A 25,665-nucleotide genomic window follows, 5' to 3' on the forward strand; every position below is an offset into this window, starting at 1 on the left:
CAGCCGACCTCGCAAGGTCACCGCGTTCCGAAATGGCCATCGGAACTGCAGTGCGACAATGTGCCGGGCCTTGCGGCCCGCACATTGTGGCCATGTTACAATTCAGCTTTCGGCTCGATCGGCTCCCAGATGCTTATTTTGCGGGTCTCGGGCATCAAGAAAAGGGCAAGCAGGAAGCATACGGCAGGAACCGCGATCGGGTATATCAGCGCGTAACCGATGCTGCCAGTGGCCGCGAACGCCGCTGAGGTAATGAACGGCACCAATCCGCCACCCCAACCATTGCCGATGTGATACGGCACCGATACAGACGTGTAGCGGATCCTACCAGGGAAGTATTCAGCAAGGAACGCACCAACCGGGCCGTATACCATCCCGACGTAGCAAACCAGGATGAAGATGATGAAGACCGCGGCTGGATAGTTGATGTTGCCAGGCTGCGTGGCTAGTCCCAGCCACAAGTACAGCGGATAATACGTGGTCGCGGCGAGCAACATCCCTCCCAGGATCACTGGCTTGCGGCCGATAATATCTGACAGCCATCCAAAGAAGATCAGACTCGGCGTTGCAATGAGCAGTGCAACTCCAACGATGTAGGACGAGGTCAACGCGTCTACCTTGGAAACCTGCTGCAGGAAGTACAATGCCCAGAACTGACCGCTATACCAGACCACTCCCTGCCCGATCAGCACGATGGTGGCGATCCCGACATATTGGATGTTGGAGCTCAGGAAGGCTTCCTTCCATGGATTTCGGGTCATCAGCCCCTTAGCCTTGATCTCCGCAAAGATCGGTGTCTCCTGGAGCTGAAGACGGATGTAGATTGCAATGGCAACCAGCAGGAAGGAGACCAAAAACGGAATGCGCCAAGCCCATTCGTTGAAGACCTCGTTGCCGAAATAGGTGCGCGTCGCGATGATCACGGCCAGCGACACGACGATTCCGAGCGTCGGAGAGGTCTGAAGCCACCCGGTGTAATAGCCGCGGCGTTCGTCGGGGACATGCTCGGCGACATAGGTGATGGCGCCACCATACTCGCCGCCCAAGCACAAGCCTTGGATCATCCGTAAGCCGAAGAGAAGAAAGGCAGCAGTTAGTCCGATCGACGCGTAGGTCGGCATCAAGCCGATCGCACCCGTGCCCAACCCCATGCCGCTGAGCGTAATGAGAAACGTGTATTTGCGGCCGACCCGGTCACCCATCCAGCCGAAAAGGAACGCCCCCAGTGGACGGATCAGGAATCCTGCGGTGAAGAGTGCAATCGTACTCAGCAGCGCTGCGACTGGATGGGATTGCTCAAAGAACTTGACCGAAAGAACCGCGGCCAAGCTTCCGAAGATATAGAAGTCATACCATTCGATTATGTTTCCTACCGACGCGGCAATGATCACGCGGCGGAAATCCCTTGGAACCTGAGTGGGCATGTTTCTTCCTCCCGCTTAACATCGCCCCCCAACTTCTTGTATTTTAGCACGAAAGCAGGCCGATCCCAACTTGACACCCACTCTTCAGGTCGCGGGGCGCGCGCCGACAATCAGGCGGCAGCCAGTGACGGCAAACAACACGCGACCACGACTGACACGCACGCTCGGCCTCGGAGGTCAGACGTTTACGGAAGCTCAGCAGTTCGTCGAAAAGAATACTGCCCCGGCCGTGGATATGACCGACAACAGGTCCGTCCAGGTCGTAAAGCGGAGCCCATTCTTGGCCCTTGATCCATTATTATCGCCGACACGGGTTAGACCAGAAGAAAGCGACGTCCCTCGGCAAACCTGGGACCGACAACGCTATTATCTGCTGCAGCGGCAAGGCGAAAGGGAGTAGCAGTTCTACCGGAGGGGGCGGCCCTGAATAGAGGCACGCGTCCGCTCGAAACTTGGCGGAGATACTGCCGAAAGCACCTTGCCAAAATGCCTTTCCAGTTCTCTGGATAGGTCGTCGGCAGAGGTCATCCCGTTCTGGAAACGTTCGATAAGCAGTTTCGCCGCGACGTTATAGCCTTCCGGATTGGCAAGGCTACTGGCTGAACAGTATCCCGCCTCATCCAAGACGCCCTGCAGCATCGTGAGGTCTGTTGACTTCAAAACGAAATTATATTCGGAAGACATTTCGGTCCTCCTTCTATCTGGGGCAAGGGCCGCTGGGCCCTGATGCAGCAGCGCCCTTAACATTGGCTGCTGACGGAAAGACCATGCCTGAGCGCGGCTCCGCTTGCAACGTAATTCCTGCAATTTTTATTTTTATAAGACATCCGCAACAAAACCAAGAATTGAGGTTGCGTTTCATGCGGGGAGAGCCTATATCACCGCTATCGGCATTGCTGATGAGCGCTGGAAAGCATCTGTCGCTCGCAATCGCCGCAGTCGCTTTCTGCTTTTGACCACGGATGTACTGGCACTGGCGTGAGTAGCGATGTGAGGAAGGTCGGTGCGGTTTCGCCCCGGCCTTTTTTGTTGGCTGCTCCACCACTCTAGGCCTTGGTTTAAACACAATGGGGCTCGGCCTGCCGCATCGAGTTTGCTAGTCGAGCTTCGTTTCGCGCCCCTTGGCGTCAAGCAGACCTTTTCTCTCAAAATCGATCTCACATGCCGGGCTATGTCGGGCAGCGATCACTCTTGCAACGAAAAGGAATCTAGAATGAGCAAAACAAATGCGACTGAGATCCAGCGCAAAACAGAGCGTCAAGTTGCAAACACGAGCGGCGGAGGCCACTTGGGAGGGACCAATTTCGGGCAAGCCCCCGACGCTAAGACCGCAGGTGGAACGGGCGGCAAATCCCGTCCCAGTGGGGGGCGCAAGTAGTCTACGGATTGGAAGAAAGCCCGCCGCCAGACGCGGCGGGCCGCTGGCGTGATCGTCTGCAGTCGCCTCTCTTCAGGCTGGTATCGTCACCCGGCTGGGCAGACGCAAGTCATGCGGCATGATCCCATCACGTTCTAGGCCTTGCTCTGCTCCATCGCCAGTTCTGCCTTAAGGCTTTCGACATCGCGGAAGATTGTGGCAACTGCCAGAACGCGTCCGCCGCGCTTGAAGCGCAGGAGGCAGTCCTTCGCGGCAACGTCGCCCTCAACCTCGATGGCGTCCCATCTCTCGGCATGACCGACATAGTTGATCGGGATATCGTAATGCTGGCTCCAGAAGAACGGCACATCCGTGAATTTCGTCCGGCGTCCGAGCATGCTGAGGGCTGCGGCAGCGCCCTGCCGCTGCGCCACCACCCAGTGCTCCACTCTGATGTTCTCGCCGCAGTGAGGGTCGGGCCACCGCGCAATATCGCCGGCGGCATATATCCCCGGCGCGCTGGTCTCGAGATAGGCATCGACCAGGACGCCCCGATCGGTGGCGAGACCGGCTCTTTCGGCGAGATCGACTCGCGGTCGCACGCCGATGCCGGCAACGATCATGTCGGCGGCGAGGGTAGTGCCGCTGCTCAGTACGATCTCGCTGGCGCCGATGCTCGCCGCGGTATCGCCAAGATGGAAAACGACGCCATTTTCCTCATGCAGGGCGCGGATGAAGTCGCCCATCTGGGGGCCTAGTACCCGTTCCATCGGCCGTTCCTCGGGCGCCACGACATGCACTTCGACACCGCGGGTCCGAAGCGCGGCGGCGACCTCGAGGCCAATGAAGCTGGCGCCAAGCACGACAGCGTGCCGCGCCGCGCCGCTCTGCGCGATGATCGTGCGGCTGTCTGCAAGCGTGCGCAACGTGTGGACCTGAGGCTGGCTGGCGCCGGGTATGGTCGGGCGCACTGGTTCGGCGCCGGTCGCGAGCAGCAATTTGTCGAAGGCGACCCGTGCCCCATCGGCGAGCACGAGCTCGCTGGCACGGACGTCGATGCCAGCAACCTTAGTTCCGAGGCGCAGATCGATGCCGTTCCTGGCATAAAAGCCTTCCTTGCGCAGCGGGACCCAGTCTTCGGGAGCCTTGCCCGCCAGATAGTCCTTGGAAAGGTTGGGCCGGTCGACGGGCAGCGCCTCGTCGTCGCTGATCATGACGATGGCGCCTTGATATTGTTCTCGCCGCAGTCTCTCGGCCGCGGCAAAACCGGCCGCGCCGCCGCCGACGATGACGATCCTTTCCGCAGATACCCCAGCATTGCTCTCACGCGAAGCCGGCTGCGGCCTCTTGCGCTTCTCGCCAACGAAAATCCGTTCGCCGCGTTTTTCGACCGACCAGCAAGCGAGCGGCGACAGGGCCGGCGCGCGCAGGGCCTCTCCGGTGCGCAGGTCGAAGCAGGCGTGATGCCAGGGGCAGCGGACGCTGTTGTCGGCGACGAGGCCGTCGACCAGCGGTCCGCCATAGTGCGAGCAGGCGGCGGCAACGGCGAATATCTCTGCTCCGCAGCGCACCAGAAGCACCGCCTCGCCGTCCCGATGGCCGACCAGCTTGCCGCCATCGGGAAGATCGGCGAGCGCAATGCCGAGGGCCAGATCGGGTCCGCTCAGGTCTGAATGGTTACTGGCCATTTTCTCCTCCCTCAAAGGGCCGCTGCCGGTATCATCCCCCTTGCGACGCTCGATTGCGCAGCAGGCAGCTTCCCTTGAATTCTGCGCTATTCTGCTTTGTGGGCAAATGAATTTGGCCCGAAGTTGGGTCGAATTCTTGTGATGACGTCAGATGCAGTCGTAGCTCAGATGAACGGGATCGATTTCTGGTCTTAGGGGAGCCCTCACTAAATCCATTTTAGTAAGGGGCTCGAGGCATACGATCCGACCAAGAACATTGCCTACAGAGTTGCGACGAGACCTATTCGTTGGTGTCGCTCGTCTCGGCTGGGATTGGCATTGGCTTTGCGCCGGAATCGACGCTGGAGCTTCCAAACCGCGTCGGGCTCGCTATTGCTTGGAACAAGATCCAACCGCCTCACAGCGGGGAAGGCCACCCACAAGAAGATCTACGTCTCCTTGCGACTACGACGGCGCCGCCCAGCAAGCGCGCCAAACCGTTATTGCGAGCACCTCAAAGCGGAAGAAACGCTGCCTTGGCCGTCGTGCCGTGAGCCTATTTCGTGGTGATCACGATGTCGTCACGGATCAGGTCCGTAAGCTCGTGTTCATCCGTGACGCCAAGTTCAATCCATTGAAGCAGACTCTTTGCCTTTCGCTTTGCCTCAACGCTTCCCTTTTGATGCCCATTCTCATCGCACCAATTCCTCAGAATGCGATCGATCAGGTCCGTGATCTTAAATACTAGCACCGGTCGTTGCCACGAAATCCATTGCATCGGCCCTTCTCCCTTCGAAGCGAGAGCCTATGTGGATCCACGGCAGGCAGGCAATGCCTTACACATAAGAACATTCTCATATAGCCGCACTAAAGGACGAGGCGTTGCAAAATGGCAATAGACGCCGTGTGATTGGACAAGGCCACAAATGGCGCATGCTAGCGCAACCCCTCATCGTTGGGGAGCGAATCCAGGATCTCAAGGGTGGTGCGGTTCGCCGAACGCAAGTTCCGCCCTTCGGTATACAGGAGACCGATAGCATCTCCCGGATCGGAGAGCGCAACCCCGCCAGCACGCGAGGGCATGCAAGACCGGCGTTTAAAGCGATCGGCACACTGAAACGCCAAACTTGAGCTCGATTTCGCGCTCGGCCGGTTCCCAGTTTGACGACAGTGGCAGCTATTGCGATGACGCGGGCGTTCTGTCGCCAGGACGAGAAGTCCGGCAAACCGGGGACGTGCCAGACCACCGCCCCTTTAGCGTTAATACTTTGTTAACCATTATGGCCGCATCTCGTCTTAGAAGGGCTATTCGACGATTCCGCCTGGGCAAGTGGCCCGCCGCTATTGTCGGGCTTGGCCTGTCGAAGGCTGATCGAGGCGATACATGGAAGACACGACAACGAGCTTGGCGGGTACCCATCCCAATTTGCGTGTCCCCGGCCGTGCTCAGCATTCCCGCGAGGAGGTCCTTCGAACCCTAAAGTATTGGGAGCATGTCGAGCGCTACAGTGCCCCAATTGCCGAGGACGATGGTGAAAGAAGTGGCGACGTGGCGGTGTCCCACATTGTCGATGACAAGGATCCCTGGCCGTCGACGGCGGATACGAGCAGAGTGTACCGACACTTTGTCCGGTTTGGCATCGCGGCACTCAGGGAATGCGACAAACTCTTGATCCGTCGTTGGTCACCCGAGCAGGGCGCGCACGGTCGCGATCCTGTCGAAGACGGCCAATATACCTTTGCCGGTACTTTCGCCGTCTCCGACAAGCGAGCGGTGGAGAAAGGCTCTCTGGTCGTCAATCGGTTTCTCTACGATCTAGCCGTCACTCTCGAATGTACGACAATCACGTTCTCTGATTATGCCGAGATTTTGGCAAGTGAATTCAAAACCAGGGTGAAGCCTCGATCCAAGCCCTTGGCAATTGCCGAGGCCCTTACTCACTGCGCATACTTTGCCTTGCAACTGCCCACCGACATTCAAGCAACGGTTAAATGCATTGTCGTAACCCGCTCAAAGGTGTTCATCGAGGGGAACCGTCCGAGGAAGATCCAGGACGCGCGCGTGTTTTCAAGTGTCTATCCCAATCTACTGCGTCAGATGGCAAGTGACCTTGAAAATGGCGTGGTCATGGGCGCAGCTTGGGATCTGCTCACCAAGCCGGTTGCCATGTCGGATTTCGACGCAAGCAGTGATGAAACGATCCTGGAGTGCTTGCAAACGGACAGGTATCCGTCCGCTCGATGGCCCTCTGACTTTTCTCTCTCGCCACAGCAGCAAGTCGCAGTCAACGAGACCTTCTCGCGTGTCGCTGAAGGTGGGACGTTCTCGATCAACGGCCCGCCGGGCACCGGCAAAACCACTCTGTTGATGGATGTCATTGCCGAGGTTATCAGTCGTCGCGCCGATGTCTTGCATTCTTACGAGGATCCAAAGTCTGCTTTCGCCCTCGTGGCGGCCAATGGCAACAGCCCTCAATACAGAATCGACAAACCGCTGCACGACTTCCTGGTTGTGATCGCAAGTACCAACAATAACGCAGTAGCCAACCTGACACTCGAACTACCCAGGCAAGAGAAGCTTGGCGAGAGCTACAGGAATTCACTGAGCTACCTGCCGAAACTGGCCGAGAGCCTGATGGCGCAGCATCACGTTGCGGCCGAACCCTGGGGCGCGATCTCAGTCCCACTTGGAAACAGGCGCAATCGCGATCGATGCGCAGCATCTGTGATCGACGCGCTCGACGATGGTTCGCTGTTCGATAGCCGCAATGCGACTGCTTGGAACGTTGCACGAGATAGATACGCCGCAGCGAAGGAGGCCGTCGGGGCGTTGAAAGCAACTCACCGGCGGCTGAACCAACTCATGCATGCAACCGAAACCTTCGGTTCGAAATATACCGACGTTGGCCCTTGGTCAGGGCCGGCGCGCACATCAGTTGCGTCGCCGCTGAGTTCAGGTGCGCTTGCGATTCAAGAATCCGCCACCATTCTGCCGCACCCCATCCTGGCCAGAGCAAGTGAGCAGATTGAGTGTGCATTAGAAGAACTTGGCAACGTCGTCACTCCCGCTGAATATTTGAACGCGGCGCCACGGTGCAGAGCCCAGATGCTCGTTGGCACATCATCCGCTCTCGAGCGGGCTCGTGCCGAACTCTTCGTTGCCGCCATGAAGCTTCACGAATCCTTTGTGTTTCATGCAAGGAACAGCATCCAAGCGAACCTCATAGGCTGGATTAAGCTTAACTCGGGCAGGGCAAGCACCGAGCTGGAAGCGCTTGCAGGCCATCTGTGGAGCACATTCAGTCTTCTGGTTCCGGTCGTCTCATCGACATTCTGTTCGTTTGCGAACGTGTTTGGAAGCTTCGAGCGAGGAACGATACCTTGGCTGATCGTCGATGAGGCGGGACAGGCATGCAGCCACCACGCAATCGATGCGGTATCACGGGCGAAGCGTGCAATCATCGTCGGCGATCCATTTCAGCTTGAGCCGATCTCCACCATCAGCAATTCCGTGGATCGGGCGCTCGCGGCGAAATTCGACGTTGGCACCGAGTTTCGTTGCAAATCCAGCTCGCTGCAAACGTTAGCTGACCGGATTAATCCGTTCGGCGCAGTCCGAAACGGCAGATGGATCGGCGCTCCCCTGCGCGTTCATCGGCGATGTGTCGAGCCAATGTTCTCGATCTCCAACGGCATGGCTTATGAGCACTCCATGGTGCTGGCGGACGAGACGTTGGACCACGAGGCGCGGCAGAACGAGAGACGACCAGCCTTTGGGCCCAGCGCTTGGATCAACGTGGTCGGAACCGCCGAGACTGCAAACGACTTCTACATTCCGGAAGAAGGCGCAGTTGCCACGCACGTCATTTCGCGCCACATCGCTGATCGTCACTCAGATCGTGAACTACCTGATCTCTTCGTGATCACGCCCTTCAGGAAGGTCGCTGTCGGCCTCAAGCTGCATCTCTTGCAAAACGCTACCGAAGTATTCGGAGATTTGCCGCCGGTCATCGTAGAAGAATGGATCGATCACTCCATCGGCACGGTCCACAGCTTCCAAGGGAGAGAGGCTGAAACAGTACTACTAGTGCTTGGAGCGAAGCGCGTTGATAGCATCGAATGGGCACTTTCCCAACCCAACATCATGAACGTTGCAGTGACGAGAGCTCGTAGGCGGCTCTATGTCGTCGGCAATCGCGCTAACTGGTTTCAGAAAGAGTCTCGGGATCGTTGGATGTTGGGAACCGACAGTGATTGGCTCATCGAAGAGTGCGAAGCCAGATCCCTGTTCGACTCCCAGCCGCAAAGGAAACCTCGCCTTCGTGTCGTGTGATGACCGCGTGGTCGGGACAACCTTGTAGACCCGATCCCCTTGCCATGACTTTCTGCCGAGAGCAAAACCCCGCAGGCCCCTTCGGCCGCATTGTGGGTCCGGCAACCCGGCCGTCGCTAAGAAAGGATGTGAATCCTTCCCAGCGATTCAGCGAAGGACGGCGGCTTTTGTTCGCCGCCGTGACAGACACCCTGCTTGAAATTGAACGAATGAGTGAGCGATGGGGCAAGAGTATCTTTCATTGCTCTTACGGCCATGGCGATGAATTTGAACCAAGACAAGATCGGGGTGAGTGCAGCCGGACCCTTCTCACCAATAGTGCAGGAACGCTTGATGCCAAGAACGCAGCAAGATAGAGGCGATGCCAATTGCACGCATGGAAGGGCGTGCAGATATCGCACTTGCCGGTGGACGCAAGCTGTCCGTCGCCGGCCTTTTCACTGCCTCCCGCCACGCCGATAGCAGAACCTCTCGGCTGTGAGTTGGAAGAGACGCCGTTCGGCACCCAGATGCGCGCCGACACCGCCAAGGAAACGACGGTACCCGGCGCCTTTGCATGCGCTGACGCTGCACGTATCCCGCCATCGGTTTCGCTGGCGGTAGCCAATGATGCGTGGGCCCCGGCGCGCAGATCCATCGTTCACTGTCTGTGACGGCAAGTCGCGCCCGCACCGGGTTAGTTGACTACCTCGATAATCCTGGCGCCGGCAAACCGCTTCTTCTGAATACTGGTGTATTCGATCCTGATCAACTTTCCCGCGAGCGGCTTTAGTGGCATCGCTTTCCCGTCAGGTCCGACGGCATCGGTCAGAATCAGGTGGTGGCCGCGCAAGACGACGTCGCTAGCATCGACGATCTTGATTCTGTTGCGATCGTCGCCTTCCAGGCGCCCGATCACACAGCCGGCAACGGAGGGTCCGCAGCTTAGCGGATTGCTACCCTTCTCGATTTTCTTCGCCACCTCGGATCGGTTTGACGCAGCCGCCGATTGGGTTCGCAGATCTGCCGTTGCCTTCGGTCCGTCGCATGGCCCGGTCGGATCAAGTGTCTTGCCGATCGAATTGGTGCTGACGACCTTATTGTTCTGAGAAATATTCTCGCAGATCTTTCCCTGAGGCGCCCGTTGCGCCCGGATTAGCCCGACACCCACATTGCGAAAGGTATTCCCGTAGACGTCGTTACCGATGCCATCGGCCTCTTCGTCGCCGCCAAGGCGCACGCCGGCCCCCACGACGTCGTAGACTAGATTGTAGCGGAAGACATTGCCGTTGCCGCGCGAGTCAAAGCCACCGGAATTGGGGTCCTTCTGCCCAGTGCAGCTATTCTTCTCGACAATATTGCCACTCGAGCCCTCTTTGATGTCGACGCATTCATTGCCTCCGGTAGCGATGACGTTGTCGTGGATACGGTTCCGATCAGAATGATCGATCGCCTTATCCGGCGCGCCACGCCCGCCTAATTGTTCCGGCGCGGTTCCGATATAGATGCCCTCGCCATTCTTTCCGCCATCGTTAAACACGAAGTCGAAGCGGCCGCACGAACTTATTCTGGAATAAGCAATTTCATTCTGCCTTGCCTGATAGCGCAGGCGCACGCACTCGCCGCCCGCGTTGCGAATATCCATCCCGAGCACGCGAAGCCCCGTCAATTCCTTTCCAGGTGTGTTTCCGATCACGTAGAGCAGCTTGTCGCGATAGCTCTTCTTCGTGTTCGGCTTCTCAAATCGGCCATCGACGGTGAAATTCCGGAGCTCAATATAACTGTGATTGATTTCAATCACCCGGGGCTGGCCGCCGCCTTTAACGACCGATCCAAGCGAGCCCTCGATCGTAATCGGCTTTCCAAGCTCACCATCCCGCACCGATCGAAAATCCTGGAAATAGGATCCAGGCGCCAGCATGATCGTATCGCCCGGCTGCGCGAGCGCAACCGCCGCCTGGATCGTGAGCCCTTCGTCACGACCCTCGCTTTTTGGTGCGACGTTGATTGTCGCGCTCTGTGCGGGGCCGATAACGCCGAAGAACCCGGCGAAACCCAGCATGATCACCGTCGAGCGACGAGCCACGCATGCCTTCCAGATATCTTGGGTCATAGATACCTCCGGTAGTGAACGCGAGACGCAATAAAGCACGCGCTAATATTTAACTCAATTGCTGCTTTTGCTTTTTGCCGGATGCTGCCCGCATTGCAGGTACCGCCCGGCCGATGCCGCCCAAGTTGCACCGCGCCTCCTATGCCTTCATGATGGCGCCAACTGATATTGCAACACACGGCGACCAATGCGCATCTTTCTCGTCCGGCACGGCGAATCTCTGGGCAACATCAATGAGAAAGCCTATGGGCAGTTTGGCGATCACAATGTCCCGCTGACACAATGGGGCTATCGACAAGCGCTCGTGGCCGGCCGAGCGGTTGCGGCCTATCTTGCCGAATTGCCCCAGGGCGAAAACCAAAGACTGGATATATGGTTCTCGCCGTATCTGCGGACGCGACAAAGCAAGGATGCGCTGCTGGAGGCCCTGCCGCCGGAATGGGTAGGGGATGTTCGGGAGGACTACCTCTTGCGCGAGCAGGATTTTGGCCTCTTCACCGAAATCTACGACCATGCGGAGCGGCGACAGAAGTTTCCAGATGAGTTCGAGAAATGGGCCAGGCTGCGAAACAACAGCGGCAAGTTCTATGCAAGGCCACCGGATGGCGAGAGCAGGGCGGATGTGGCGCAGCGGCTTCGTCTTTTTGTGCAAACCGTGATCGATGATGTGTCCGATGGAGGCAACGACATCGTCATCGTTGGCCACGGTGTCACAAATCGAGCGTTTGAAATGAACTTTCTCCGCCACGCGGTCGACTGGTTCGAGCGCTCCGACAATCCAGGAAATTCCGACGTGACATTGATCGAAGGAACGCGTCTTCAGGGCTACAGTTCAATCCTGCTGCACAAGGCAACCGACCGCCAGGTTGGCGATAGCGAGTTGCGGGAAGCTCATGGATCAGCGCTGACGATCACGCCTAAATCGACGCCATAGTTGTTTGACCGTCGGCGTGCTAACGCACGTCGCTCTGCTAGATTGGCTTTCATTGTCGGGCAGGCGCCAGACCGCACTCGGTGACCTCGGGCTCGTCCTTGATGCTCGCCTTGATCCGAAGCTCCCAGTTCGGGCCTAGTTGAAAACCATGTGCCCGCAACATGTCAGCGACCTTGGGGCAGTCAGCCTGGCTGTCGTATTGCCCTGCTAGCGAAACTTCGATGAGCATTTCCTTGGCATCGACGGCACAATTGCCATTCAAGCCGGTATTTTCGAGAAACGAGCACACGGCCTGAGCACGCTCGATGCCCTTGCCGTCATCAGATGCGACTGGGGAACCGGCCGCGACAACGGCTGCCTCGATCAGGGATATGAAGGATCGCATTGTTCTCTCCATAGAGGGCGGCTTCGACACCGGTTGCCACGCTGCTTTGAAGCCCCCCTGGTTCTTTCCAGGAGATGAAGGATGAAGGGGACATAGGCCTCAAATCGGCGTGGGAAAGGGGAGAAAAGTCTAAGACAAACGAATGTGCAGCTAGCTGCAACGGCGGATAGTATCGCAGCAAATTCAAGCTCCTAGAAAGTGCATCCGATCGGCTGCATCAAAAAAATTTGAACCCTTCTGTCGAATTTCGCAGTCGTCAAACGTTCCTTGTTTGGACGGCGGAACGCGTCGGCGAGATCCGCCGCATCGTCCTGTCAAAAACCGGAGGAGGTTCACGTGATGGATGCAAATAACCTTGTTTCTGCGAGGGAGCTGGCAAGAAGAAACGGCCTCAGTTTTCCGAACGAAAGTCTCGAATATCGGCAGGCTCGCGATGACCTGCTCGCCGAAGAAATCGAGTTGCGCCGGCATATCGAGCGCGTGGCTGAGCAGCGCCGTGCGTTGCCTCCCGGCGGCCAGGTAACAAAGGACTACCGCTTTCAAGGGCCGGACGGCGAAGTAACGCTAAAGGACCTGTTCGGAAATAAATCCACACTCGTCATTTACAATTACATGTACGGGCCGCAGCGAGAGCGACCATGCCCGATGTGCACATCCATGCTGTCGGCACTCGATGGCGAGGTTCCTGATATCAGCCAGCGGGTCGCTTTCGCCGTTGTTGCGCGCTCGCCCATCGAGCGGTTGCTGGCGTTCAAGAAGGAGCGCGGCTGGCATCACCTGCCACTCTACTCCGACACGACCGACGAGTTTAGCCGCGACTACCACGCCACTGGGCCTGATGGCAGCGATGACGCCGCCTATAACGTCTTCACGATCAAGGATGGTGTGATCCGCCATTTCTGGAACCCGGAGATGGGGCCGGCAACCGCAGATCCCGGCCAGGATCCACGCGGTGCACCCGACTTCATGCCGCTCTGGACCGTGCTTGACACCACGCCTGAAGGCCGCCCGCCGACCTGGTATCCGAAACTCGATTACGACACAGCACAATAGCGCTGCCGCTCAACGCGGGCGTCAGCGGATTTTGCCGACGCTCGCATACATGCCGGTCGTGCGGAACTCGGTCGGATTGGTGCCATAGACGCGCCGGAATACTTTGGAGAAATAATTGGCATCCTCGAAGCCCGAGCGGATCGCCACTTCCTTCACAGGCATGTTGGCGGTCTTGGTCAACAGTTTCACCGCCCGCTTCAAGCGCTTCTGAAGAACGAATTCTGCTGGCGGCAGGCCCTCGTTGGCCGCGAACATTCGCGAGAAATGTGCTCGGCTGAGACCCGCGACCCGCGCAAGATCCTCGACGGGCAGCGGTCGCTCCAGATTGGCCATGATGTAGTCGATGACGTGCTGCATCGTCCGGTACTCTTCACTGAAGACAGGATGCGAGCCGAAGACGTCGTCATATAGCGCCATGGCTGCCTCATAAGCGATTGCGGAGGCCAGTCCCGGCGTCTCCGCATCATTGATCAGCCGCAGGCTGCAGTCGGCCAGATGCTCGATTGTCCGCGGTTGCAGCTTCAAGATCGGGCCGGTCACGGCAAGGATCGAGCGATGGATACGAAGCGCCTCTTCTCCATTCATTGAAATCCAGAAGAACTCCCAGCGGTCTCCATCCTCGAGCCAATAACGATGATTGTGCGGAACGAGGACCAGCAGCGTCTCTCCCTCCTTCACCTGCAGCTGGCGATTCTCGTAGCGCAGGTTTCCTGCGCCTCTGATCGTATGCTGCAGGACGGTAAAAGGTGTTTGCCCGCGCTTTCGGCCATCCCAGTCATAGGTCGCGTTCTCGCGGATCTCGTAGCCGGTGCTGGTGGGCATCGTGTGCAGGCTCTGGCGGCCGCGCGGCAGCGATACTGTCCGCATGACAGGACCATTATCAATCAGTTTTTGCAGCACAGAATTACCCATGAAAGCATAATCCTTCTCTGGCGGCCTCGCCGAATATGCGCATAATCGGCTCTCAAGAGAGAGAACACCGCCAGCACCGAGGAGCGGCGGGGAGGAGAATAAGCCGGATTTCTGGCCTTTTTTGGCGTCGAGCGCAAGCCCGCGTCCAATTCTTCTTCTCATCCTTCAGCGCCGGCAAATTGATCGCATTGAGGCAAGGATCATGAGTTTCAAAATCGCTATCATCGGCGCGGGCAGCGTCGGCTTCACGAAAAAACTGTTCACCGACATCCTCTGCGTGCCGGAATTCCAGGACGTTGAGTTCGCGCTCACCGACTTGAGCGAACACAATCTGCAGATGATCAAGCAGATCCTCGACACGATCGTTTCTTCCAACAAGCTGCCGACCAAGGTGACGGCGACGACCAACCGTCGCGAGGCACTGACGGGTGCGCGCTACATCATCAGCTGCGTGCGTGTCGGCGGTCTGGAGGCTTATGCGGACGACATCCGCATTCCGTTGAAATACGGCATCGACCAGTGCGTCGGCGATACGATTTGCGCTGGCGGCATTCTCTATGGCCAGCGCAATATTCCGGTCATTCTCGACTTCTGCAAGGATATCCGGGAAGTTGCTGAGCCGGGTGCCAAGTTCCTGAACTACGCCAATCCGATGGCGATGAACACCTGGGCCGCGATCGAATACGGCAAGGTCGACACTGTCGGGCTTTGCCATGGTGTCCAGCATGGCGCCGAACAGATCGCCGAAGTGCTTGGCGCAAAGCAGCCTTCCGAACTCGACTATATCTGCTCGGGCATCAACCACCAGACCTGGTTTGTAGACCTGCGTCTCAACGGGCGCAAGATCGGCAAGGACGAGCTCGTCGCAGCCTTCGAGGCGCATCCGGTCTTCTCGCAGCAGGAAAAGCTACGTATCGACGTCCTGAAGCGCTTCGGCGTCTACTCCACGGAAAGCAACGGGCATCTGTCGGAATACCTCCCCTGGTATCGCAAGCGCCCGGACGAGATCACCAAGTGGATCGACATGTCCGACTGGATCCATGGCGAAACCGGTGGCTACCTCCGGCACTCCACCGAGACCCGCAACTGGTTCGAGACCGAGTTCCCGCAATTTCTGGAATCGGCATCCAAGCCGATTGATCCGGCCAAGCGCTCGAACGAGCATGCGAGCCATATCCTCGAGGCCCTGGAAACGGGGCGCGTCTACCGCGGTCACTTCAACCTCAAGAACAATGGGGTCATCACCAACCTGCCGTGCGATGCGATCATCGAGTCGCCCGGCTTCGTTGACCGCTTCGGCATCAACATGGTTTCGGGCATCACCATTCCGGAAGCCTGCGCTGCCACCTGTATGGCGTCGATCAACGTCCAGCGCATGTCGGTACATGCAGCGATCAGCGGCGATATCGACCTTCTGAAGCTTGCCGTACTGCACGACCCGCTGGTCGGGGCTGTCGCGACCCCGGAAGAGGTCTGGCAGATGGTCGACGAGATGGTCGTGGCCCAGGCACGCTGGCTGCCGCAATATGCTAATGTTGTTCCAGCCGCCAAGGAGCGGCTGGCAAAGTCGACGGTCAAGACCCGCGACTGGGAAGGCGCAGCCCGCCGCAACGTCCGCTCGATCGAGGAGTTACGTGCCGAAAAGGCGGCAATGAAGCAGGCCGTCTAAGTTTCCCGGAGGACGGGTGGCGATGGGCTCCGGGAGGGAACCCATCGGCGCAAACCTGTCCCCCGGATCGTCTGAGGAGAAACAGGGCGGCCAAGTGCCCCCTGAAACAAGAGGGAGAAACGATGAAAAATTTCCGTAACCTTGGCATTCTTGCCGGACTGGCGCTCAGCGTCTCGGTTTCGGCCTTGAACGCCTACGCTTCCGAGCCGACGGCACCGCCCGCACCGCCGCAATTCCCGGCGGAGGGCAAGATCAAATACGTCTCGAGAGATACGATCGAAGAGTTCAAGGCGCTGCCTGAATATCACGAGCCGGATTGGGTGACGAAGAACTTCGTCGCGACTGGCAAGCTGCCACCGGTCAAGGACCGCCTCCCCAAGGAGCCGCTCGTCTTCAAGACCGAGAACATGGTCGATGGTGTCGGTGTCTATGGCGACACCATGCGCCATGTCATCGGCGGCCGTCCAGAAGGATGGAATTACGGTGCCGGCCAGACCCAGGGCTGGGGCGGCATCGATATCGGCATGTCGGAATGCCTGACGCGCACCGCACCTCTCTTCCAGATTCAGGCCAAGGACACCGAACCGCTTCCGAACCTTGCGAAGAGCTGGGAGTGGTCGCAGGACGGCCATAAGCTGACCATGCACCTGGTCGAAGGCGCAAAGTGGTCCGACGGCGTGCCCTTCACCGCCGACGACGTCATGTTCTATTGGGACGACGAGGTCATCGATCCCAACGTCTCGCCGCTCGGCGGCGGCGCATCGCCGGAGGCTTTCGGCGAGGGAACGACGCTGACGAAGATCGACGACTACACCGTCGAATGGACCTTCAAGGACGCTTTCCCGAAGCAGTATCTTTATACGATGGCCTACCCGAGCTTTTGCCCAGGCCCGTCGCATATCCTGAAGCCGCAGCATCCGAAATACTCGAAGAACACCTACGACCAGTTCAAGAATGCCTTCCCGCCGGAATACATGAACATCCCGGTCATGGGGGCCTGGGTGCCGGTGGAATATCGTCCCGACGACATCATCGTGTTGCGCCGCAACCCCTACTACTGGAAGGTCGACGAGAAGGGCAATCAGCTGCCCTACCTCAATGAGCTGCACTACAAGCTGTCGACCTGGGCCGACCGCGACGTGCAGGCCGTGGCAGGTTCCGGCGATTTTTCCAACCTGGAACAACCGGAAAACTTCGTGGCGTCGCTGAAGCGCGCTGCCGAGAAGACCGCGCCGGCGCGTCTTGCCTTCGGACCGCGCCTGATCGGCTACAACATGCGCATGAACCTGTCCGCCAACGGCTGGGGCGATCCCGATGCCCGTGGCCAGGCGATCCGCGAACTCAACCGCAATGAAGACTTCCGCAAGGCGATCACCATGGGTCTCAACCGCAAGGCGATCGGTGACTCGCTGGTCAAGGGTCCGTTCACGGCGATCTATCCCGGTGGCCTCTCGTCGGGCACAAGCTTCTACGATCGCAATTCCGTCGTCTATTACCCCTTCGATCTGAAGGGCGCCAAGGAATTGCTTGCCAAGGTTGGCTTGAAGGACACGGATGGTGACGGCTTCGTCAATTTCCCCGCCGGAACGGCCGACGGCAAGAACGTTGAGATCGTCCTTCTCGTCAACAACCAGTATGCGACCGACAAGAGCCTTGCCGAAGGCGTCATCGGACAGATGGAAAAGCTTGGCATAAAGGTCGTCCTCAATGCTTTGGACGGTGCAAAGCGTGACGATGCCCATTATGGCGGCCGTTTCGACTGGTTGATCCAGCGTAGTTCGCCGGAGCTTGCGTCGGTGGTCCAGAACACCGAGCAGCTTGCGCCCGTCGGCCCACGCACGAGCTGGCAGCATCGCGCTGGCAAGGACGGCAAAGTTGACCTGATGCCCTACGAAGAGAAGCTGGTGGGTATTATCACGAAGTTTCAGGCCAGCCAGGACAACAACGAGCGCGTCGAACTCATGAAGCAGTACCAGAAGGTCGCGACCGAGAATGTCGATACCGTCGGGCTCACGGAATATCCGGGTGCGCTGATCATCAACAAGCGCTTCTCGAACGTGCCCGAAGGTACCCCGATCTTCATGTTCAACTGGGCTGAAGACTCCGTCATCCGCGAACGTCTGTGGGTGGCTGCCGACAAGCAGGGCAAATACGAGCTGTTCCCCGAGCAACTGCCCGGCAAGCCCGGTGACAAGGGCCCAGTCAACTAAGAGTTCCCTCCCAACCGAGGACTCCGGTCGCGCGTGAAGCGCGGCCGGGTAAGATCAACAAGCCGGCTGTACCGACAGGCACGACTGGCGGCAAGGAGAAGCGAACCGTCCGATGTTACGATTCCTGCTCGTGCGCATAGCCTCTGCGATACCCGTCCTCATCATTTTGAGCAACGTGACGTTCGCGATCATCCAGGCACCGCCTGGTGACTATGCCGACTACATCCGTTCGCAGCTGATCAATCAAAGTGGGGCTTCCTTTGCTCAGGCGGATGAACAGGCCCAGGCCTACCGCATTGCCCATGGCCTCGATCAGCCGATGGTCATCCAGTACTTCAACTGGATCAAGGGCATCATTTCCCAAGGCGATTTCGGCTACAGCATGTTTTACAACAAGCCTGTCGCCGATGTCGTGGCCGAGCGCCTGCCGCGCACTCTGGCGCTTGCCTTGGTCTGCCACATCTTCGCATCCGTGCTAGGCATCGGCTTCGGCATCTGGGCGGCCACCCGTCAGTACACCTGGATCGACAGCCTGCTTTCGGGCGTCTCCTTCCTCGGCATGACGGTACCACGCTTCCTGATGGCGCTGATCATCGTCTACCTGCTTGTCTTCCAATTCAACGTCTCGGAGATCGGCAGCTTCTTCTCACCGCAATTTGGTGGAGCGCCGTGGTCCTGGGCGAAGTTCGTCGATCTCGTCAGCCATGTCTGGCCGGTTGTCGCCATCGCCACCTTCGGCGGTCTCGCCTACAACATGCGCGTCATGCGCGGCAACCTCCTCGATACACTGAACGCGCAGTATGTCGAAACCGCTCGCGCCAAGGGACTGTCAGGCCAAGCGGTCGTCATGCGCCACGCCGTCCCTAACGCGCTGCACCCGCTCGTGATGTATCAGGGCGTCGTGCTTCCCTACATGCTGACCGGCGAAATCGAGACTGCGATCATCTTCTCGCTTCCCACCGTCGGTCCTGCCATCGTCGGTTCCATGGCGATCGGCGACGTCTACGTCACGGCCACCTTCATGATGGTGCTCTCTGCCACGCTGATCGTCGGCAACATCATCGCTGATATGCTGCTTGCCATGCTGGACCCGCGCGTCCGCCAGTACGGAGGAGCCTGATATGCTCGCCTTCGATTCCGCTCCCCCGCCACCGCACGAAGAATCTGTCAAGAATGCACCGCATGGCAATGAAAGCTACCTTTCGCTCGTCTGGCGCCGACTGAGGCGTTCTTGGACCGGCGTGATGGGTCTCATCCTCGTCGGCATGCTGCTTCTCATGGCAGTCTTTGCGGATTTCTTCGCGCCGATGGATCCCAAGGCGACCGATGTCGGCTTTGCCCCGCCGCAGGTTATCAGCTTTCGCGACAAAGACGGCAACTTCGCCTATCCGCCGCGTGTCTATGCGCTCGGTGAATCCGAAGAGCTCGATCCCGTGACCTTCCAGCCGATTGTCGGCCCTGACTACGACAATCCGCGCCTCCTCGGCTTTTTCGTGAGCGGTGCCGAATACAAGCTCTTTGGTCTCATCCCGGCGAGCCGGCACTTCTTCGGTTCGGTGGACGGCCAGCCGGTGCACTTTCTCGGAACCGACAAGTTCGGCCGTGACGTCCTTTCACGAGCCATCATCGGTTCGCGGATTTCGCTGACGATCGCGCTCACCGTTGTCCTCATCGTGACGATGATCGGTACGACGGTCGGCATGGTATCAGGCTATTTCGGCGGCACCTTCGACACCTGGGTTCAGCGCTTCGTCGAAGTGGTGCTCGCCTTCCCGCAACTGCCTCTTTATCTCGCCCTGACGTCGCTGATCCCGGTGACGGCGCCGACTAATGTCTTCCTCGGTTTCGTGATCATCGTCATGTCGGCGCTCGGCTGGGCACAGATGTCGCGCGAGGTGCGCGGCAAGACGCTGGCGCTCGCCCGCATCGACTATGTGCGTGCCGCCATGGCTGTCGGCGCCACCGACCGGCGCATCATCTTCCAGCACATCTTCCCGAACGTGATGAGCCACGTCATCGTTGCGGTCACCCTGCATATCCCGAGTGTCGTGCTCTTGGAATCCTTCCTCGGCTTCCTCGGCTTTGCCGTGAAGCCGCCGCTGATTTCCTGGGGCCTGATGCTGCAGGACACCGCGAATTACTCGGTGATCGGCACCTATCCCTGGATCCTGGCGCCCGTCGGTTTCGTCCTGATTACCGTCTTTGCGTTCAATGCGCTCGGCGATGGCCTGCGCGATGCAGTCGATCCTTATTGAGGTGAAGAACATGGCCCTTGCACTCGTCAATTCCTTCGCCCCGCCCGTTCGCCTCGATCACGAGGGGCGCACTGAAAGCCCGATCATCGACGCCCGCAATATCGGCGTCAAATTCAAGGTCGAGCACGGCATCGTCGATGCGGTGAAGGATATTTCCTTTCAGCTCTACCGTGGAGAAACCATTGCCATTGTCGGCGAGTCCGGTTCCGGCAAATCCGTGACGGCCCGCACAGTCATGGGGCTTCTGTCGAAGCGTGCCACCGTTTCCGACAACTCAAGCGTGGAATATGACGGCACCAATATCCTGACATTTTCGGAGCGTCAGCGCCGCAGACTGCGGGGCGATCGGATCTCGATGATCTTCCAGGAACCGATGAGTTCGCTGAACCCGATCTACACGGTCGGCAGCCAGATCGTCGAAGCGATCCGCGTCCACCGCAGGGTCAGCCGCAGGCAAGCCGAGGCGCGGGCCTTGGAACTCTTGAAGCATGTTCAGATCCCCGATCCGGAAGCACGCCTGAAGCAGTATCCACATCAGCTTTCGGGCGGACAGCGGCAGCGCGTGATGATCGCCATGGCCCTTGCCAACGATCCCGATGTGCTGATTGCAGACGAGCCCACTACGGCGCTAGACGTCACCGTGCAGGCTCAGATCCTCAATCTCATTCGCAATCTCCAGACGGAACTGCGCATGGCAGTTATCCTCATTACCCACGACCTGACGGTCGTGCGCAAGTTCTCCGACTACGTCTACGTGATGCAGCATGGTGAAATGCGCGAGCACAACACGACGGAGCGGCTGTTTGCCAACCCGCAGCATGCCTACACCAAGCATCTTCTCGGCTCCGAGCCGCGCGGTCAGGCCAATCCGCTACCGGAAGGATCGGATGTTATCCTGGAGGCCAGGGACGTACGCGTCTCCTTCATGATGCGCCACGGCAGCTTCTTCAAACCACAGTTGAAGGAACTGGTTGCCGTCGATAGCCTGAACCTGACGCTTCGCCGCCATGAGACGCTGGGCTTGGTCGGCGAATCCGGTTCCGGCAAGACGACGTTCGGACAGGCTCTGCTTCGACTGAATGATCCTGACGGCGGCGAGATCTTTTTCGACAAGCTGCCTATCCACGGCAAATCACGGGCCGAGATGCGGCCGCTGCGTTCGCGCATGCAGGTCGTCTTTCAAGATCCGTTCTCGTCGCTCAATCCGCGCATGACGATCGGCCAGATCATCGAGGAGGGGTTGATTGTCAACCAACTGGGCGCGACCAGGGCTGAACGGCTCGAGCGCGTTCGCGAGGCACTGACAGCGGCGGGCATGCCCGGCAATATCCTGTCGCGCTTTCCCCACGAGTTTTCCGGCGGTCAGCGCCAACGCATCGCGATCGCTCGCGCCGTCGCGCTCGAGCCGGAGTTCATCCTGCTAGACGAACCGACCTCGGCGCTTGATTTGTCCGTCCAGGCCCAGATCATCGAATTGCTGCGCAAGCTGCAGGACGAGCGCGGCCTCAGCTACCTCTTCATCTCGCACGACCTCAAAGTCGTGCGCGCCCTTTGCCACCGTGTGATCGTCATGCAGCATGGCAAGATCATGGAAGAGGGACCCGTCAACGAAGTTCTCACCAATCCCAAGACCGCCTACACGGAACGGCTCGTCAAAGCCGCTTTCGAGGTAGCCTGATTGCACATGCCGGAGGTTATAATGGCAAGAAATCCCAAGATCACGTTTATCGGAGCTGGCTCCACCGTCTTCATGAAGAACATTATCGGTGACGTGCTGCAGCGGCCGGCGCTGTCTGGCGCCACCATCGCATTGATGGATATCAATCCGCAGCGCCTCGAAGAAAGCGCCATCGTCGTCAACAAGCTGATCTCAACGCTTGGGGTCAAGGCGAAGGCAGAGACTTACTCCGACCAGCGCAAGGCGCTGACGGGTGCTGACTTCGTCGTCGTCGCCTTCCAGATCGGCGGCTACGAGCCCTGCACCGTCACCGACTTCGAAATCCCGAAGAAATACGGGCTGCGCCAGACGATCGCCGATACGCTGGGCGTCGGCGGTATCATGCGCGGCCTGCGCACCGTGCCGCATCTGTGGAAGATCTGCGAGGACATGCTCGCCGTCTGCCCCGAGGCGATCATGCTGCAATACGTCAACCCGATGGCGATCAACACCTGGGCGATTGCGGAAAAATATCCCACGATCAAGCAGGTCGGCCTCTGCCACTCGGTACAGGGCACCGCGATGGAGCTCGCCCACGACCTCGATATTCCCTACGAGGAAATTCGCTACCGCTCGGCCGGCATCAACCACATGGCCTTCTACCTGAAATTCGAGCATCGTCAGCCCGATGGCTCTTACAAGAACCTCTATCCAGATCTGGTCCACGCCTATCGCGAAGGGCGCGCGCCGAAGCCCGGCTGGAATCCGCGCTGCCCGAACAAGGTGCGCTATGAAATGCTGACGCGGCTCGGCTACTTCGTCACCGAGAGCTCGGAGCATTTTGCCGAGTACACGCCCTACTTCATCAAGGAAGGTCGCGAGGACCTGATCGAGAAGTTCGGTATTCCGCTCGACGAATATCCGAAGCGTTGCATCGAGCAGATCGAGCGCTGGAAGGGACAGGCGGAAGCCTATCGTTCGGCCGACAAGATCGAAGTTAAACAGTCGAAGGAGTACGCGTCCTCGATCATCAATTCGGTATGGACTGGCGAACCCTCAGTGATCTACGGCAACGTCCGCAATAATGGCTGCATCACCTCGCTGCCCGCCAACTGCGCCGCCGAAGTGCCGTGCCTCGTTGACGCTTCCGGCATCCAGCCGACCTTTATCGGCGACCTGCCGCCGCAACTGACGGCGCTGATGCGCACCAACATCAACGTCCAGGAACTGACGGTCCAGGCGCTGATGACGGAAAATCGCGAGCATATCTACCACGCCGCGATGATGGACCCGCATACGGCTGCGGAACTCGACCTCGACCAGATCTGGTCCATGGTCGACGATCTGCTCGCCACCCACGGCGACTGGCTGCCCGCATGGGCGCGCACCGGCCGCAAGGTTCAGGCCGCCTGACCATCTCTCTCCCGGTCACGGCCACTAAGAGGTCCCGCGGCTTTGCCGCGGGACTTTTTTTGGCCGTCGCGTCATGCCGGACAGACCGGTTTCCGCCCGATCTCGGGGAGAGGCGGCCGGGAAGGTAAGGGCGGCCGTGTTCGGATAACCCTCACTGTTCCGCCGCCCGTCTGCCGATCTTTGGTTTGCCAGCCTGCGGTTGAACATCCCGCTGATGCCCGCGCCTCGCGTCCTGCCCCGGCTTTGAGGTCCTGCCGGCCCAGCGTTGCCCCGCAACGGCTTTGCCGTCCTCCACTGCCGTTGCGGCCCTATCGGGTGCAGGCCAGCGCTTGAGCCCGGCTTTTGGACCGCCGTAGCAGGTCGCGATGGTCGCGACCTTAAACGGAGGTTTAAACATGACGAGGCAGCCAACAAGCCAACGATCCGATCTCTACAGCCGCATCACCGACAAGATCGTCGCCGAGCTTAAACAGGGCGTCAGACCTTGGATGCAGCCCTGGAACACGACACAGGCAAGCGACCGCATCACCCGGCCCCTGCGTCACAACGGCCAACCCTATTCCGGCATCAACGTCCTGCTCCTCTGGTCCGAAGCCATTGCCCGCGGCTTTACCTCGTCGACCTGGATGACATTTCGTCAGGCCCTGGAACTCGGTGCTGCCGTTCGCAAGGGCGAGACCGGAACGACAGTCGTCTTTGCCAGCTCCTTTATCCGGGCCGAAACCAATGAGATCGGCGATGCGGTCGAGCACGACATCCCGTTTCTGAAAGCCTACACCGTCTTCAACACCGAACAGATCACAGGACTTGGCGAGCGTTTCCGGCCAGTCACACCGGTTCCAGATCCGATCAGCCGGATCGGGCATGCCGACCGCTTCTTCGCCAACACCGGCGCCCTGATCCGGCACGGCGGATCGTCGGCATACTACGCCCCGGCCCGCGATTACATCCAGATGCCGGCCTTCGAAGCCTTCCGGGATGCTCAATCCTATGTCGCCATCCTCAGTCATGAGCTGACCCACTGGACGGCAGCCCCGCATCGTCTTAATCGCGACCTCAACCGTTACGCCAAGGACAACAGCGAACGCGCCCGCGAGGAACTGATCGCCGAGCTCGGCAGTTGCTTCCTCTGCGCCGATCTCGGCATTGTTCCAGAACTCGAGCCGCGGCCCGACCATGCGAGCTATCTCGCCTCCTGGCTCAAGGTTCTCTCAGGCGACAAGCGGGCGATCTTTACTGCGGCCAGCCACGCGCAACGCGCTGTCAGCTACCTGCACCATCTGCAGCCGGAGCATGAGGAAGGGGAGGCGGCGTGAGCCGCAGGTTCAAATCCTGCCCCGCAACGCCGCGAAGCGAGTAGGAGCCTCCGCAGCAACCGCAGAACACCAGCCCCGACAGCAGTGACTTCGGCGGCGCGTGCCGTTCAGGCGGTTTATGGTGCATGCGTACGGCCTCGGTGACGTTGGCGTACTTCGCGGCGATCTCGCCCTGACGTTCGCGGACCGCCTGCCACAATTGGACATCGATGATGCGCAGTTCCGACACGTCCTTGATGATCCATTCCGATTCGGGGTTCAGCCGCGAGACACGCTTCCCGGTGGAGGGATCCTTGATATAGCGCATCCGGTTCCAGATGAGACGGCCGATGTAGAGTTCATTGTTCACCAGACCAGTGCCCGCTTCACGTGGCCGCGGATGGTCGTGTCGCTCCAGAGCTTGCCGTTCGGGCCGGGGATGCCTTTCTCGTTTAAGGTGCGGGCGATCGTGCGCGGGCCGACGCCGGCGGCGAATTCGCGGAAAATCCGCCGCTCGACATTGGCCTCGGCCTCGTTGACCTCGCGGTCGCCGCGAATGGGATCGCCGCGAGAATCCAGTTGCTTGACGACATTGTAGCCGAAGCAGAGTCCGCCGCCTGACTTGCTCTCCTCGACGCGACCACGGATGCCGCGATGAGTCTTGGCGGCAAGGTCCTTGAGGAACAGCGCGTTCATCGTGCCCTTGAGGCCGAGATGCAGTTCGCTGATCTCTCCCTCGGCCAGCGTGACGATCGGCACGCCGCGAACTTCAGATGCTTGTAGAAAGTGGCAACATCGGCCTGCCGCCACCTAAGTCGGTGGCGTGGTTCTGGCGATCGATGCCAAGAATGATCAGGTCGCTGATTGGTACAAGACACTCGGCGCGCTTCCGCTCATCGACACGCCACGCTCGCTGCTGCTTCCGCTCACCACGATTGCGGCAGCACTGAAGGCCGCCGGCCACACATTGTGATCGTCAGCAGTCTGCCGTCTCCGATCGCAACCGTCG

At 59.2% G+C, this 25,665-nt stretch carries 19 protein-coding genes and 1 pseudogene; 12 read left to right on the forward strand and 8 right to left on the reverse strand.

What is annotated here, in order from left to right; all coding sequences use genetic code 11:
• Positions 1-95 precede the first annotated feature (95 nt).
• From FHX09_RS02015 to FHX09_RS02025, 3 genes are all read right to left on the reverse strand, one after another.
• The gene (locus FHX09_RS02015; protein ID WP_184449212.1) at positions 96-1,424 is read right to left on the reverse strand and encodes an MFS transporter; all 1,329 of its coding nucleotides are present in this window, start codon (positions 1,422-1,424) and stop codon (positions 96-98) included.
• Between the two features lie 405 nt (positions 1,425-1,829).
• A complete protein-coding gene (locus FHX09_RS02020) occupies positions 1,830-2,108 on the reverse strand; it encodes a hypothetical protein (RefSeq protein ID WP_132587881.1) in 279 nt (92 codons plus the stop codon).
• 828 nt (positions 2,109-2,936) lie between these two features.
• Positions 2,937-4,469 (reverse strand): FAD-dependent oxidoreductase, encoded by a 1,533-nt coding sequence (locus FHX09_RS02025; RefSeq protein WP_184449214.1) that lies wholly within the window; start codon positions 4,467-4,469, stop codon positions 2,937-2,939.
• Positions 4,470-4,682: 213 nt separating this feature from the next.
• Here FHX09_RS02025 and FHX09_RS29570 point away from each other — a divergent pair.
• Both FHX09_RS29570 and FHX09_RS02030 read left to right on the forward strand, forming a co-directional pair.
• Positions 4,683-5,002: pseudogene (locus tag FHX09_RS29570) on the forward strand (transcriptional regulator); the annotation flags it as partial.
• Positions 5,003-5,832: 830 nt separating this feature from the next.
• Positions 5,833-8,781, forward strand: a complete 2,949-nt coding sequence (locus FHX09_RS02030) for an ATP-binding protein (RefSeq protein WP_184449216.1) — start codon at positions 5,833-5,835, stop codon at positions 8,779-8,781.
• Between the two features lie 676 nt (positions 8,782-9,457).
• Here FHX09_RS02030 and FHX09_RS02035 read toward each other — a convergent pair.
• A complete protein-coding gene (locus FHX09_RS02035; RefSeq protein WP_184449218.1) occupies positions 9,458-10,873 on the reverse strand; it encodes a hypothetical protein in 1,416 nt (471 codons plus the stop codon).
• Between the two features lie 187 nt (positions 10,874-11,060).
• Between FHX09_RS02035 and FHX09_RS02040 the strand changes: the two genes are divergently transcribed.
• Positions 11,061-11,807: a phosphoglycerate mutase family protein gene (locus tag FHX09_RS02040; protein WP_183722043.1), complete on the forward strand. Its 747-nt coding sequence runs from the start codon at positions 11,061-11,063 to the stop codon at positions 11,805-11,807.
• 49 nt (positions 11,808-11,856) lie between these two features.
• On the opposite strand, the gene FHX09_RS02045 is transcribed toward FHX09_RS02040, so the two are convergent.
• Positions 11,857-12,192, reverse strand: a complete 336-nt coding sequence (locus FHX09_RS02045) for a hypothetical protein (protein WP_132593922.1) — start codon at positions 12,190-12,192, stop codon at positions 11,857-11,859.
• A 339-nt stretch (positions 12,193-12,531) separates the two neighbouring features.
• Here FHX09_RS02045 and FHX09_RS02050 point away from each other — a divergent pair, with 339 nt between their 5' ends.
• Positions 12,532-13,245: a DUF899 family protein gene (locus FHX09_RS02050; protein WP_183722040.1), complete on the forward strand. Its 714-nt coding sequence runs from the start codon at positions 12,532-12,534 to the stop codon at positions 13,243-13,245.
• Positions 13,246-13,266: 21 nt separating this feature from the next.
• On the opposite strand, the gene FHX09_RS02055 is transcribed toward FHX09_RS02050, so the two are convergent.
• The gene (locus FHX09_RS02055) at positions 13,267-14,157 is read right to left on the reverse strand and encodes an AraC family transcriptional regulator (RefSeq protein ID WP_132593920.1); all 891 of its coding nucleotides are present in this window, start codon (positions 14,155-14,157) and stop codon (positions 13,267-13,269) included.
• Positions 14,158-14,359: 202 nt separating this feature from the next.
• On the opposite strand from FHX09_RS02055, the gene FHX09_RS02060 reads away from it, so the two are divergent.
• The 7 genes from FHX09_RS02060 to FHX09_RS02090 all read left to right on the forward strand — a co-directional run bounded on the left by FHX09_RS02060 (position 14,360) and on the right by FHX09_RS02090 (position 24,677).
• On the forward strand, positions 14,360-15,826 hold the full coding sequence (locus FHX09_RS02060) for an alpha-glucosidase/alpha-galactosidase (RefSeq protein ID WP_132593918.1): 1,467 nt from the start codon (positions 14,360-14,362) through the stop codon (positions 15,824-15,826).
• A gap of 122 nt (positions 15,827-15,948) precedes the next feature.
• On the forward strand, positions 15,949-18,036 hold the full coding sequence (locus FHX09_RS02065; RefSeq protein WP_132593917.1) for an ABC transporter substrate-binding protein: 2,088 nt from the start codon (positions 15,949-15,951) through the stop codon (positions 18,034-18,036).
• 112 nt (positions 18,037-18,148) lie between these two features.
• Positions 18,149-19,156: an ABC transporter permease gene (locus tag FHX09_RS02070; protein WP_184449220.1), complete on the forward strand. Its 1,008-nt coding sequence runs from the start codon at positions 18,149-18,151 to the stop codon at positions 19,154-19,156.
• A 1-nt stretch (position 19,157) separates the two neighbouring features.
• Entirely contained in the window at positions 19,158-20,291 is a 1,134-nt protein-coding gene (locus FHX09_RS02075; protein WP_132593913.1) for an ABC transporter permease, read from the forward strand.
• 10 nt (positions 20,292-20,301) lie between these two features.
• Complete coding sequence (locus FHX09_RS02080) at positions 20,302-21,969, forward strand: ABC transporter ATP-binding protein (RefSeq protein ID WP_183722037.1); 1,668 nt, start codon at positions 20,302-20,304, stop codon at positions 21,967-21,969.
• Between the two features lie 21 nt (positions 21,970-21,990).
• Complete coding sequence (locus tag FHX09_RS02085; RefSeq protein WP_183722034.1) at positions 21,991-23,361, forward strand: alpha-glucosidase/alpha-galactosidase; 1,371 nt, start codon at positions 21,991-21,993, stop codon at positions 23,359-23,361.
• Between the two features lie 395 nt (positions 23,362-23,756).
• A complete protein-coding gene (locus FHX09_RS02090) occupies positions 23,757-24,677 on the forward strand; it encodes a zincin-like metallopeptidase domain-containing protein (protein ID WP_184449222.1) in 921 nt (306 codons plus the stop codon).
• On the opposite strand, the gene FHX09_RS29575 is transcribed toward FHX09_RS02090, so the two are convergent.
• Positions 24,625-25,026, reverse strand: a complete 402-nt coding sequence (locus FHX09_RS29575; protein ID WP_348649152.1) for a recombinase family protein — start codon at positions 25,024-25,026, stop codon at positions 24,625-24,627. The two genes, FHX09_RS02090 and FHX09_RS29575, sit on opposite strands and share 53 nt — an antisense overlap.
• A complete protein-coding gene (locus tag FHX09_RS29580; RefSeq protein WP_348649153.1) occupies positions 25,023-25,415 on the reverse strand; it encodes a recombinase family protein in 393 nt (130 codons plus the stop codon). Before FHX09_RS29580 ends, FHX09_RS29575 begins: the two co-directional genes overlap by 4 nt.
• A gap of 64 nt (positions 25,416-25,479) precedes the next feature.
• On the opposite strand from FHX09_RS29580, the gene FHX09_RS02100 reads away from it, so the two are divergent.
• Positions 25,480-25,629, forward strand: coding sequence for a hypothetical protein (locus FHX09_RS02100; protein WP_165933187.1), 150 nt, complete (start codon positions 25,480-25,482; stop codon positions 25,627-25,629).
• Positions 25,630-25,665 lie beyond the last annotated feature (36 nt).

Source organism: Rhizobium sp. BK538 (assembly GCF_014197575.1).
Lineage (GTDB): Bacteria > Pseudomonadota > Alphaproteobacteria > Rhizobiales > Rhizobiaceae > Rhizobium.

Coding starts and splice junctions, on each gene's coding strand:
- FHX09_RS02015 (WP_184449212.1), bottom strand. CDS start 1,424: ATGCCCACTCAGGTTCCAAGGGATTTCCGCCGCGTGATCATTGCCGCG.
- FHX09_RS02020 (WP_132587881.1), bottom strand. CDS start 2,108: ATGTCTTCCGAATATAATTTCGTTTTGAAGTCAACAGACCTCACGATG.
- FHX09_RS02025 (WP_184449214.1), bottom strand. CDS start 4,469: ATGGCCAGTAACCATTCAGACCTGAGCGGACCCGATCTGGCCCTCGGC.
- FHX09_RS02030 (WP_184449216.1), top strand. CDS start 5,833: ATGGAAGACACGACAACGAGCTTGGCGGGTACCCATCCCAATTTGCGT.
- FHX09_RS02035 (WP_184449218.1), bottom strand. CDS start 10,873: ATGACCCAAGATATCTGGAAGGCATGCGTGGCTCGTCGCTCGACGGTG.
- FHX09_RS02040 (WP_183722043.1), top strand. CDS start 11,061: ATGCGCATCTTTCTCGTCCGGCACGGCGAATCTCTGGGCAACATCAAT.
- FHX09_RS02045 (WP_132593922.1), bottom strand. CDS start 12,192: ATGCGATCCTTCATATCCCTGATCGAGGCAGCCGTTGTCGCGGCCGGT.
- FHX09_RS02050 (WP_183722040.1), top strand. CDS start 12,532: ATGGATGCAAATAACCTTGTTTCTGCGAGGGAGCTGGCAAGAAGAAAC.
- FHX09_RS02055 (WP_132593920.1), bottom strand. CDS start 14,157: ATGGGTAATTCTGTGCTGCAAAAACTGATTGATAATGGTCCTGTCATG.
- FHX09_RS02060 (WP_132593918.1), top strand. CDS start 14,360: ATGAGTTTCAAAATCGCTATCATCGGCGCGGGCAGCGTCGGCTTCACG.
- FHX09_RS02065 (WP_132593917.1), top strand. CDS start 15,949: ATGAAAAATTTCCGTAACCTTGGCATTCTTGCCGGACTGGCGCTCAGC.
- FHX09_RS02070 (WP_184449220.1), top strand. CDS start 18,149: ATGTTACGATTCCTGCTCGTGCGCATAGCCTCTGCGATACCCGTCCTC.
- FHX09_RS02075 (WP_132593913.1), top strand. CDS start 19,158: ATGCTCGCCTTCGATTCCGCTCCCCCGCCACCGCACGAAGAATCTGTC.
- FHX09_RS02080 (WP_183722037.1), top strand. CDS start 20,302: ATGGCCCTTGCACTCGTCAATTCCTTCGCCCCGCCCGTTCGCCTCGAT.
- FHX09_RS02085 (WP_183722034.1), top strand. CDS start 21,991: ATGGCAAGAAATCCCAAGATCACGTTTATCGGAGCTGGCTCCACCGTC.
- FHX09_RS02090 (WP_184449222.1), top strand. CDS start 23,757: ATGACGAGGCAGCCAACAAGCCAACGATCCGATCTCTACAGCCGCATC.